Consider the following 12,130-nt stretch of genomic DNA (forward strand, 5'->3'; position numbering starts at 1 on the left):
TCCCCCTCATTCGTAATGCACCCAACGTCTGGACAGGACGAAATTAAGCAGCGTGATAATCATAATTACGATTCCCAGCCCCCAGGCCATCGCGGAGGCAAAGCCCATATTCATGTAGCGGAAGGCATTCTCGAACAAATAGTAAACAGTGGTCATCGTCGAGAAATTAGGCCCGCCGCCCGTCATGATCCGGAACCTCACGAAATCCTGCAATGCACCGATAATGGACGTGACGATGATAAAAAACGTGGTCGGTGAAATTCCCGGAATCGTAATATGGCGAAGCTTCTGTAAGCCTCCGGCGCCGTCCATTTCGGCTGCTTCATATAGGGAGGACGGCACGCCTTGAAGTGCAGCCAGGTACAGCACCATGTTGAACCCAAGCCCTCCCCAGACACCTTGAATAATCATCGCAGGCATGGCCCAGGCTTCTTCATTCAGCCAGGCGGGACCATGGATGCCGAAGTATCCGAGCAGTTGATTCAGGATGCCGAAATCCGAATTGAATACCCACTTCCAGAGCAACGTCAGCGCGACGACCGAACTGATGGCCGGCAAGAAGAAAGCGGTTCGGAAGAAGTTGATCCCGGCTATCTTCTGGTTCAGGGCAATGGCAATGCCAAGCGAAAGAGCCATCCCAATCGGTATGCCCAGGGCCGCATAACAGGTGTTGAGCGCCGTTTTTCGAATCAAAGGATCTTTAAACAGTTCCTGATAATTGTCCAACGCGTTAAATTCCGGTGAAGAAAAGCCGTCGAACTGGGTGAAGCTGATATAAACGGAGTAACAGATCGGAATAAAGCCAAATATCATGAACCCGATGATCGGGGCCGCAATAAACAGATATGCCCAAAGATATTCCTTCTTGAAACGTCGTGCTTTGCCGGGGGCAGCAGAATGCAGTTTACGGTGGCTATAGCTTTGGCTGTTCGCCATGACGATCCCCTCTTTTCATGAAGAGAGAGGGGGAATCCCCCTCCCCCGTGAATACTCACTGAAACAATTCCGGGTTCCCTTCCTTAATCGCTTTCTCTACTTCCGGCTTAATGCTGTCCATCAATTCCTTGGCTGTTTTTTTACCTTCCCACATCTGCCCGAGATTCTGGTTCACGATATCCCACCATTTATTGTTAGGCACATATGTCCAAGGTCCCGCCTGCTCATGCTCCACCGCTTGGAGGAAGACTTCGCTATGCTCCGGCTTGGCGCCCGGCGTCAGAAAGACTTCTGAGTTGGCCATTGCTTTGTAAACCGGCATCGTCAAGCCCTGTTCGCTGCGAATTTTGTTGGCTTCCTCTCCTGCCAGGAAAGCAGCGAATTTGAACGCCTGATCCGGATATTTCGTTTTCTCATATACGGCATACCCCGTAGACGCGCTCCATCCACTCCATTCGCCATTAGCCGGAATCGGAGCCACGTCCCAATCGAATTTCAATTTCCGGAATACAGGTACGGACCATCTTCCGCCGATCATCATGGCAAGTTTCCCCGTTTCAAACATTTGCCCGTCATTCATCGCCTGCAGCGCTCTCGCATCCGGGCTGATGCGATGAACATTGCGCATATCCGCCGCGAATTGGAGCGCTTCGACGGATTTGTCCTCGTTAAGCATGAATTCCTTGCGGTCGTCGCTTAAAATCTTGCCTCCATTGCCCCATACGAATCCCTCCCACCAAGCCGGTCCCATGCCGTATTGATCCGGCTTGCCGTCACCATTGCTGTCCTTCGTCAGTTTCTTGCCGACTTCAACCAACTGCTCGAAGGTCATCGGCGTTTCCGCGCTTGGATATGGAACGTTCGCCTCATCAAACAACTGCTTATTGTAATAAAGCACAGTGCCGGCCACATCCATTGGAAGCGCATACAAATCACCACTGCCCATTTTCGCGCCGTCATAACGGTAACGGGAAACTGCAGAATCAAACATGCCGCTGAGATCAAAGCCTGTTGCATCGACCTGCTGTTGGATGTTTTTGATGACTCCCAGCTTAATCCAACGGGCGATATCGCCGTCGCCGGCATAGAATACGTCTGGCGCGTTGCCGCCTGCTAGAACGGTATTCATTTTCCCCGCATAATCGGCCGGAATATGAATGTACTGCACTTTGATGTCAGGATTCTCGCTCTCAAATTGCTTGATCAAGTCCTCGTACAGCTTCTTCTCGTTGGGCTCGCCCCAGCCGGAAAATTTGATCGTCGTTACCTTGCCGTCTACTTTCGTCTCAGCCTTGCCCGTCTGGGATGCCCCTCCGTTCTCCGTCGCTCCTTGCCCGCTGTTGCCCCCGTTGCCGGAACAACCGGTAAGCAGACCTTGGACAAGCAGAATGCTTAGCAGCAGTTGAATTCCTCTTTGGCTGGATAATCTCATTTTGGTATCCTCCCTAATTGTAAGCGCTATATTGCCATGTTTTCTCCGGCTAAGCTTTGGTGCTTCATGCGGCTTAGTACCGATTTTAGAATAAATAAATCTGGAATCACATATCCATCTTGACTAACTTTTTAACCAAAATTGCTCTCTTCATTCGTCCAACCGGATCCTCATTTATGCTATATTTGGCACAGGAGGGATTCACATGGATATGAACGTTCTATCACCCTATGTACGCGTAGCCTGGGACAGTATCATTGATCCTCCCTTCGTTATCACGGAGCGGGTCATCTATGATTACGAGCTGTTATATGTCAAAGACGGCGAGATTAAGGTTACGGTGGAGGACCAGGTCTACAACGGGATACCCGGCGACATCTTCCTGTTCAAGCCGATGCAAACGCACTCCATCTTGCTGCTCAACAACCAGAGGCTTCACCAGCCGCACGTCCACTTCGATTTGTTCTATCAGCCCGATAGCCCGGCGGTTAAAGTATCCTACAAGCCTTTGAAAGCGATGACGGAACAGGAGCGCGCAAGCTTCCGCGAGGATATCACGCCTCATCTCGAGTCCCCGCTTCCAAACCATATCCGGCTAAACCGCCCGATCGTAATCGAGAAGCTGATCTACGATATCATTTTCGAGTTGGAGCAGAAATTTCCTTATCGCGACATTGCGGCCAAAGGTCTGTTTGTCCAGTTGTGGATTCAACTGCTTCGGGAAATCCATTGGCAAAACAATGCTCACCTCTTATCCAAATGGGAGCAGCTCGACCGTGTCAAGAACTACATCAGCCATCATACAGATCACGAAATCACGCTGGATGAATTGTCCGACCTCGCCAATTTAAGCAAATATTACTTGTGCAGACTTTTCAAAAAAGCCTACGGCATGACGCCGATCCAATACCATGTCACGATCCGTCTGGAAAAGGCCAAGCAAATGATTCAGTTCACGAATCTCCCCTTATCCCATATTGCAGAAAGCATTGGCTTCCAAAGCCTCTATGCCTTCAGCAGGGCTTTCCGAAAAGTGGAGAACGTTCCTCCCTCCTATTACAGGAAAAAAAACTGATGCTTAATGCCAATCAAGATTAACCGTGAAGAAGGATGAATACGATCATATGCTGGTAACGCTGATTTGGATGCTGACATACAGGAAGCTGCTGAATGAAGATCCAGTAGCAAGCTGAGGCTATGATGGCGGAATTACGTCTTAGAATTAATATCTAGCTGTATACACGTAAAAAGCTCTTTGGACGTAAATTCCGTCGCAAAGAGCTTTTAGGGGCTCACAAAAACGTTGATTGATGGTTTTTTCACAATCATTAAAAAAGCTGCGATACATGTTCTTCCGAAACCCGAACCGTCGCCATAACCATAACTATGAAACGTATGTTCGCATAAAAGCAACCCCTCATCCATTCAGGCTCCACCAATTACATTTCCGCGAATGCCGTTTCGGGCGCTTCCGCCAGCCCGGCTTTTTTCGCAAGCCGAGCCCGGCGGATTTTGAAGAACAGAACGAGAGTCAAAACAACGACCAGGATCGCCACGGCAATCCGCGAATAAGTCGAGATCAGATGTAACAGCTTCTCAAACTGCGCTCCGAACAACCGTCCAATCGATACATAAGCGATGACCCACATAAGCGCGCCTAAATGGTTGAACAACAAGAAGGTGCGGAATCGAATGCGAAGCACGCCCGACATATATCCCGTAAAATGACGGAAGCCCGGAATGAAATAGCTGATCAGCAAAATTTTGCTTCCGTATTTGCCGAACCAATCGGCCAGCATGGTGAAACGCTGCTTGTTCAGAAATATATATTTACCATATTTCTCAATAAACGGCGTACCGAGTTTGCGGCCCAACGCATACGTAATGGTCGTGCCGATCGTCGCGCCAAGAAAAGCATACATCATATCTAGCCAATAGTTCGAATTTCCGAAATACGCCAAATGGCCGGCGATCGCCATAGCCAGTTCGCCGGGGAACGGCAGCGCCAGCGATTCCGCAAACAATCCGAAAAACAGCAAACCGTACCCGTACTGCTCGAACAGTGCGTTCATCCATTCCATATATTCTAGCTCCTTGGCAGGCGATTTATGACCTTGTCTTAAGTCTTCGTCAGTATAACCCACCGTCTTGCAGTCGATGAACAGACCCGGGGACAGTTATTTCTTGGACAATAGTCGGGGTCGATGTTTGGCACAAATGACAAGGCTTAATCCCATAATTAAAAAAAGCCGCAATTATCGCGGCTTTTAATGGGATAATGTTTTTGGCATCCGACACACTACACGCAAGTTAGTCAAGTCGAGCAACATGAGCGCTTAACTTGTTTAAAGAACTTTTGTGAAAGAGTAAGCAACCTTTTCATAACCCATCTTCGTTTCATAGAACCTATGAGCATCCACACGGGATAACCCAGACTCCAAAGCTATAATTCCACATCCATTATCTTTAGCGTATTGATGGATATGCGCAAGTAGTTCTTCACCATATCCCTTAGAACGCTCTGACGATTTGGTAACTAAGTCATATACGAATACATGCTTTCCAAAATAAAAAGTGGTTAGCATGATTATGCCAGTTAATGCAACGATTTGTTCATTGTCATATAATGCAAACAGTTTATATCCTTCTTTCCTCATACTTTGAAGAAAATCAAGATATGTACTTTGGTTTAGATTAGTTCTTAGTTCTTTCATAATTGCAAATGCTTCAATCCATTCTTTTTCGTGCACTAATTCTTTAATCATTTCATGCTCTCCTAATCATTAATATTTGTACCCAAAGCGTAATGAAACAGTGATTATCTATTAGGGGCGACCTCTATATAACGATATTAACGGAAAGTATTGATTTAATTTCCTCCGCCAAAAACAATTATATAACCGTCCAAATCCCTCACCGCGAATTCTTTCCACTGTCTTTCTCCCATATCTTCGACGATCGGATCGTAAGCAATCATTGCACCTTTTGCCCGAAACTCTTCATACAACGCTTGAACGCCATCAAAATCTGAGTAAGCATACGTATCCCAACTGGTAGGTGGACCCTGCCAATCGCCAAGTTCCATTTTCGATGGCTTGACGTTTGGCCTTACATCCTCCTTCCTCTCCGCTTGCTGAAGCAGAAATCCCACCCCTTCCCGCTCTGTGTGCCCCCAACCGTCCACGGTAAATCCCAATACATTGATATAATAATCCTTGGCTTTGCTCATATCTAAAACTAGCCTAACTTGAAGTGCGTTTTTGATGCGCGCCTTGACTTTACGGACGAATTCTTCGCCAAGTTTATTCTCCTGTGTACTTTCCATTAAGTGAATCAGCTCCTTTTTTAATAAAATTTTTGATCTTTTGAGACGGCTCTCAATCGTTCCTATCGGTACTTCCAACACCTTGGCGATTTCTCTCGCATTCATTCCGCTCATGTAATACAACAGCGTGGTCGTGCGATACTTCTCGTCCAGAACGGTAAGCGCCGACCACAAGGCATGAGAGTCGGCTCGCTGAACAATAAATTCATCTAGAGATACCGCGTTTGGAATTTCTGCAGCTTCTGCTAGAGGCTCTTCAGCTAACTTGCGTTTTCTAAATCGATCATGACAGATTCTTCTTGCTATACTTGCCATCCAGCTTCCAAACTTTTCATAATCCTGCAACCGTTCGAGCCCGAACCAAGCCTTAACAAACGTCTCCTGGGCTACGTCTTGCGCAGCATGAAAGTCACCTAATAAACTGTAAGCCGTTCCGTAAATGTAATTAGAGTATCTCCGCACCAACTCGGCGAATGCTTCGCGATCCCCGAACGAGGATTTTCTCACCAGTTCAACATCCGATTTTTCAGCCAATTGATCACCTCTATAATTAAAGACGCAATTATCGAATAAAACCGTTCATTAACAATCAGCGAGATTCTTATTCAATAATATTGCATTCATTAATAAATTCCAGCTGTTTAGATAATGTTTTTTTGACTGGACAGTTCACTACCCTTTTCAGTACCTCCTCTCTGGTTTCTTTATCGATGGATCCGGAAATATCAATTAGATACTTAAAAATAGTCTTTTCTTCATTGCTTCTATCTAGTTCAACTTTAACAGTAACCCCGTCATAAGATAAATTCATAGAATCCAACACCATTCTCGTTGTAATATTCAAACATGAAGCATAGCCGGATTCGATCAGATCATGTGGTCTGAAATATTTACCACTTCCCCCCTTCTCTTCGGTAACATCTGAATCATTTTTCGAAGTGCCATTAAAAAGCTCGGTCATATAAGCTTCACTTCCACTAGTTGAGATAACCAATCTATTCCCTCCAGCTATATAGTTTTTCACTTATAACGAGGATAACTCTTTATAGCGATATTAGTGAAATATATCAAAGTAATACACTCAATAGATATTACCTATAATAAATCATAATATTTTGATCAGCTTTGCTACCAAGTTGCGCCGTACTGTCTATGCTAAAGGAGGTAGTACAATGGCCACCTTCATTAAAACAAAAAAGGTGTCACCACATTCTTTGGGAACACTAGTATTCTTTTACAAGTCTGAGGATGGGTAATCAAAGCCTGGCAACGATAAGGACAAAACTAATCAACGGGAATGTCGTTAGTCAAAAGGCGTCTTTTGGAAAAAAACGGTTATTAGTGGACTCATAAATGGAGAACGGATAAAGACGTTTACTCCAGAATGTAAATGTAAACGATGCAGCTGCAGTTCAGAATCCATACAGTTACAAAATGGTACGAAACTCAATTTCACGATAAATATGAAGCTAGAATGCGCTTTAAAACGGCTTTTTGCGAAGTTTAAGTTGGATATTGCTGCAGCAATAAAAAGATCGGAACCTCTAACCCTACATGTCTAGAGGAATGCAACCCCAACCGTTAGACACCATCTAACAGTTGGAGGTGCAGTTTAGTATCTGCCAGCTGCCTTCCCATGCTGGCTTCAACCTAGCTGAATTCGTATTTCATTATAAAGCTACTCAATCCAGAATTTTAGAAAACCGCTCCGTAATTTGGATGCCTCTATGCCAATCCATTCCGCCATCTTCAATTGTCCAGATCGCTTCAAGCACTCCTCGCGCCACGCCCCACATTGAAATCCGGCGACGATCCAAGCCAAGGCGGTCGACCATCATCGCAATCCGATTCCGAAGCACTTGATCACAGTCACCGCCTCGATCTTCGTAATTAAGCAGATACTGGATCGTATCAAAATGAATGTCTCCGATTATGCCTTTGGGGTCAATGACAGCCCATTTCTCTTCGCCATGGCTAAGGATGTTCCCATGGTGCAGGTCGCCATGCAATAGGAAATTTTCACTGGTAGTCGCGATCAGATACGACAGACATTCCTCAGCATTTTCTACCCAACTCTCAGGTAATGGCGCGGCAATGTTCACGTCGTCAAATCGCTCGCGGTATCGTTCAATGGCAGCGAAGTGTTGCTTTATGGAAGGGTACGGACTGCTGGGCGTTGCTGGAAGATGAAGACGGCGAAATACATCGCAAAAGATTGCCGTCGCACGCGAATCATCCTCTACAATCGACAACGGCGTGCCAGGGTTAGCACTCTCCAGCAAGATCACACCACCTTCCTCGTCTGCGTCAAGCACACGAACTGCTCCACAGCCTTCATAGGCGCGAAGCGCACTTACTTCCCTAGAAAGCTCGTCCTTCATAAAGGACGATTTAAAGACAGCTGGCTTACCGTCTCTACACTTTACTCGAAGAACAAAGTTATAAGACAAATTGGAGTATGGGGCCTCCGGGTGAAATTCAAAGCGGCTTGCATATTCGGCAATCAGCCCGGGCAGCGCCTTAGTCCATGCCACGCCTTCCTCACCGTAGAGCTGGTTCATGCGATTAATAAATTCATCAGGGATAACAATCATGCACCTTTTCTCCTTTTAAAGGGCAACCTGCCCAAGAGTTGCACAACGCCGCCAAGTCCTTGCTATAATAGAAAAGACCGCTGAATAATGGGATCTTTCGCAGTAGATTTATTATGCTATTTCCGGGCTTTCACGATTAGAAAATGGGGATTTGTTGTAAGTCGATCAAACCATCGCTTATACCAATCAATAGCGTCCGGATGGCACCAGATCCGCGGTCAACTCCGCGGGAGAGGCTTTCGAAACTTGTTTATTTTATCGCTGTTTTCATAATCATGATAATCCCCGGCTATACCCTCTACCGAATTTTTGCCGGAGGCGTTAAGCGGTTCGATAGAAACGATCCTGACATGTATGCTGAGGACTTAGATGTTCTGTGTATACCACCGCAATTGCAGCATTCGTTTCCGTAAGAAAGCGGCTAGATCGGTCATTTTTTTCAGAATCCGGTATCTTCGCTCATTATTTTTCCTTCCATCTGACCTTCCGATCGATATACCCGATCCGTAAACTCGGCTAATTTCGCCTCACACAGATCCAATTGGCTTTTCGCCCTGTTTTCTAACGAGCTTTGGAAGAAATCCCTTTTCATGATTTTTCTGAACCATCTTTTAAGTTTGCCTAAATCCGCTTCATTTTCTTCCACTTCATGAAACGTGAAATTCCCTTTCTGCGTTTCATGTTCAATTTCTTTCCATAATACCCCGCATCCATCCAGAAATTCTTCATATTCTTTGGTGCGTTGTTGATTGAATAACTGAATCAACTGTTCTTCAGAAATGGAAGAAAATTTAGTGACTTCAAGTAACAGGGTTTCTCCCCCGCCCGAATCTATCGTTTTCTTGATTTGCTGTATTTTTTTACGGATTTCAGGTGTGTCGGGAGCAACGCAGACGGATTGTTGAATATACACGACTCCCAATGATTTCAGCTGTCTCCAAATACGGACGCGTAAGGTCGACGGCTCTGAGGGAACTTTATAGGATAGGACGAACCAGGAATAGTGACTCATAGCCAACTCCCTCTCTCCTTCTTGGCTGATCCATATTTTTGCCACCGAACCCATTTTCCGATCTCGATCCATGCCGTAGTCGCCAAGGAACACACCAAAATGGCAAACCAATCGATGACATGCAGTGATGTCAGATGCAGCAGAGCTTGTAGATAAGGCACATAAACAGCTGCCAAAAGAAAAACGATAGCCGATGCGATCCAGAGCAGCATGATCCGATTAGATAATAGTCCGAGTTTGACGAGAGGTTCTCTTTCAGAACGCATGAACAAGGCCAGAACCAAGTGACCCACCATCCAGGTTGCAAAGGCTACTGATTGCGCCTGAATGGGAACGGCTCCCGTCGACAAAGCCCACAAATAAGCAGCTAACACAGCGAGTCCGAGGGAAAACCCTCCCGAAAAGATACCTAAAACCATGGCGCGATCCAAAAAGCGCAGTGACGTACTTCTAGGACCACGCCTCATCACATCGGCTTCCGGCCGCTCAGCAGGAAAGCTGGTTGCAGCCCCCAAATCCATAAACAGTTCCATCAAAATGATCTGAATCGGCGCAAAAGGAAGGGAAAGGCCGGCTGCGACAGAAATTAACGTGCTGAAAATCAAAGCGACTTTGGCCGCCAAATAATAACGGACTGCCTTTTGCAAATTGGCAAACAGTTTTCTACCCTCGCCTATAGCGATCGTCACCGTTCCGAAATGATCGTCGGCAAGCACCAGATCTGCCGACTCTTTGGCCACATTGGTTCCCGATTTTCCCATGGCGATTCCAACGGCGGCTTCCTTTAGCGCAGGACCGTCATTTACTCCATCACCGGTTACCGCCACTACTTCGCCATGCTGTTGCAGGGCGCGAACAATACGAAGCTTATGCTCGGCTGTCGTTCTTGCGCAGATGGAAGCATCCCGCAGCCGCATTGCAAGCTCTGAATCGGACATCGATTCGATATCGCGACCCAGTAGGATGCGGGAGGATTCCAACCCGACATGAGCGGCGATCGAACCGGCCGTTGCCGCGTGATCGCCGGTCACCATCATGACTCTCACCCCTGCTTGCTGCAATGTTTCCACTGCCGCGGCGACTTCCGTACGCGGAGGGTCGTATAACGCGGCCAAACCCAAAAAGACAAGATCGGACTCGGCATGTTCGCGCGTTGTCATGGCATGGTCTAGAGGCATTTCTTTGCAAGCAAGACCGATGACCCGATAACCTTCCGTTGCGAGCTTTTCCGCATTCTCGATCATTCTAGCATGAACTTCGGAAGTTAACGGCACGATCTCATCATGCCAGACGATGGTTTTGCAAACATCCAGCAATTCCTCGGTTGCCCCTTTGGAAAGTGTATAAAGGTTTTGCCCATACATAGCGGTTACGGTAATCCGTTTTGTCGCATTATCGAACGGAAATTGTTCCCGTACGCGAAATTGCTTTCTGATCGTTTCAACATCATATCCCAGGTCTTCAGCTGCATGTAAAAATGCAGTGTCTGTCGGATCACCTTCAAATACCGGCTTTCCTTCTTGTTGTCCCGAAACAAAGCCATCGTTTGCAAGGCAACCGACATGAACGATCATGTTCGTCCATTCGGACCGCTGCCACTTTTCTTTATCGCATAGCTGATCATGGATGAACCAATGGCTGATCTGCATCCGGTTTTCAGTAAGCGTTCCCGTTTTATCAGTCGCAATGACGGTTACATTTCCCAGTATTTCGGCCGTGCGCAACCGACGAACGATCGCCTTCTGCTTCGAAAGTCGGTAAGCCCCCAATCCGAGGACCATGGCAATCAAGATGGGAAGTTCTTCAGGTATGGTTGCAAACGCAAGCGTCAGTCCGTCGAATACCGTTTCTCTCCAACCTGACCCTTGAAGCCATCCCGCAATCGCCACCAATGCGCTAAACCCGAGTGCTATCCAGACCATCCAACGAGTCAATTCTTTCATATGAAGCTGCAGAGGTGTCCGGGGTTCGCGCGCTTCTTTTACCAAACCAACCATTTTGCCAAGTTCCGTCGCCATCCCTGTACGGATAACGACCCCGATTCCCTTTCCTGCTGTGACCAATGTTCCGGAATAAGCAAGATTACGCCGATCTCCCAATTCAGCCTCTTCGTCCAGTATAACCTCCGCGTTCTTCAACACCGGAACGGATTCGCCCGTAAGACTGGATTCATCGACGTGAAGGCTGATCGATTCCAACAAACGCAGATCTGCCGGTATACGCTCACCAGGCTGTAGAATGACAATATCCCCCGGTACCAATTCGGACGGAAGACATTCCTGATAGCTTGCATCACGAATAACAGGTGTGCGGATGGCAGAAAATTTCGATAAAGCTTTTATTGCCCCTTTTGCCCTGCTTTCATTTCCAATTTCGATGGCAAGAACGGCAATAATAATAACGATGATTGTAATCGCATCTCGAAGTTCACCAAGCAAACCATATAACACACCGACCAGAAACAGGAGCAGAATCATCGGTTCGGTGAGCTCCTCTATGATTTCCTTCCACCATGGCTTCCCTGGAGCCGTGGCTAAATGGTTAAAACCAACGCTCCCCCTTCTTCTCTCCACCTCCTCAGTGGATAATCCTGCGTCCAAATGGGATTCCAGTATTTGAATCGTTTGTTCTCGGGATGTTGCATGCCACATGATTAACTCTGCCCATTTTTTTGCACTCATAAATGGACTCCTTCTCATCGATACGTTCTGGTTCATGCCGCCCTGCTTATGTGTCTTTAGCCTATCATCACGACCGCAAATATGCAACGTTCGTTTCATTTATTGGTGAAACGGATTTTGTTTAGCAGCGTTACCGACCTGTTATTAACA

At 46.8% G+C, this 12,130-nt stretch carries 10 protein-coding genes; 1 reads left to right on the top strand and 9 read right to left on the bottom strand.

The genetic code is table 11. The annotated features are described in order from the left end of the window. Nucleotides 1-6: 6 nt before the first annotated feature. Complete coding sequence (locus LKX83_RS10875; RefSeq protein ID WP_227882211.1) at nt 7-936, bottom strand: carbohydrate ABC transporter permease; 930 nt, start codon at nt 934-936, stop codon at nt 7-9. Between the two features lie 55 nt (nt 937-991). Further along, nucleotides 992-2,368, bottom strand: coding sequence for an ABC transporter substrate-binding protein (locus LKX83_RS10880; RefSeq protein WP_227882212.1), 1,377 nt, complete (start codon nt 2,366-2,368; stop codon nt 992-994). Nucleotides 2,369-2,573: 205 nt separating this feature from the next. On the opposite strand from LKX83_RS10880, the gene LKX83_RS10885 reads away from it, so the two are divergent. After that, on the top strand, nt 2,574-3,443 hold the full coding sequence (locus LKX83_RS10885) for an AraC family transcriptional regulator (RefSeq protein ID WP_227882213.1): 870 nt from the start codon (nt 2,574-2,576) through the stop codon (nt 3,441-3,443). A 364-nt stretch (nt 3,444-3,807) separates the two neighbouring features. Here the strand turns inward: LKX83_RS10885 and LKX83_RS10890 are convergent, their stop codons facing one another. The 7 genes from LKX83_RS10890 to LKX83_RS10920 form a co-directional block, all read right to left on the bottom strand. Next, entirely contained in the window at nt 3,808-4,449 is a 642-nt protein-coding gene (locus tag LKX83_RS10890) for a DedA family protein (protein ID WP_227882214.1), read from the bottom strand. Nucleotides 4,450-4,713: 264 nt separating this feature from the next. Next, nucleotides 4,714-5,133: a GNAT family N-acetyltransferase gene (locus LKX83_RS10895; RefSeq protein ID WP_227882215.1), complete on the bottom strand. Its 420-nt coding sequence runs from the start codon at nt 5,131-5,133 to the stop codon at nt 4,714-4,716. 104 nt (nt 5,134-5,237) lie between these two features. Further along, the gene (locus tag LKX83_RS10900; protein WP_227882216.1) at nt 5,238-6,227 is read right to left on the bottom strand and encodes a sigma-70 family RNA polymerase sigma factor; all 990 of its coding nucleotides are present in this window, start codon (nt 6,225-6,227) and stop codon (nt 5,238-5,240) included. A gap of 67 nt (nt 6,228-6,294) precedes the next feature. Next, entirely contained in the window at nt 6,295-6,687 is a 393-nt protein-coding gene (locus tag LKX83_RS10905; RefSeq protein WP_227882217.1) for an OsmC family protein, read from the bottom strand. 688 nt (nt 6,688-7,375) lie between these two features. Beyond that, nucleotides 7,376-8,287, bottom strand: a complete 912-nt coding sequence (locus LKX83_RS10910; protein WP_227882218.1) for an aminoglycoside phosphotransferase family protein — start codon at nt 8,285-8,287, stop codon at nt 7,376-7,378. Nucleotides 8,288-8,726: 439 nt separating this feature from the next. Then, complete coding sequence (locus tag LKX83_RS10915) at nt 8,727-9,299, bottom strand: Chromate resistance protein ChrB (protein ID WP_227882399.1); 573 nt, start codon at nt 9,297-9,299, stop codon at nt 8,727-8,729. Further along, the gene (locus tag LKX83_RS10920) at nt 9,296-11,980 is read right to left on the bottom strand and encodes a cation-translocating P-type ATPase (RefSeq protein WP_227882219.1); all 2,685 of its coding nucleotides are present in this window, start codon (nt 11,978-11,980) and stop codon (nt 9,296-9,298) included. Before LKX83_RS10920 ends, LKX83_RS10915 begins: the two co-directional genes overlap by 4 nt. Nucleotides 11,981-12,130: the final 150 nt, after the last annotated feature.

Source organism: Cohnella baijiui (assembly GCF_020731285.1).
Classification (GTDB): domain Bacteria; phylum Bacillota; class Bacilli; order Paenibacillales; family Paenibacillaceae; genus Cohnella.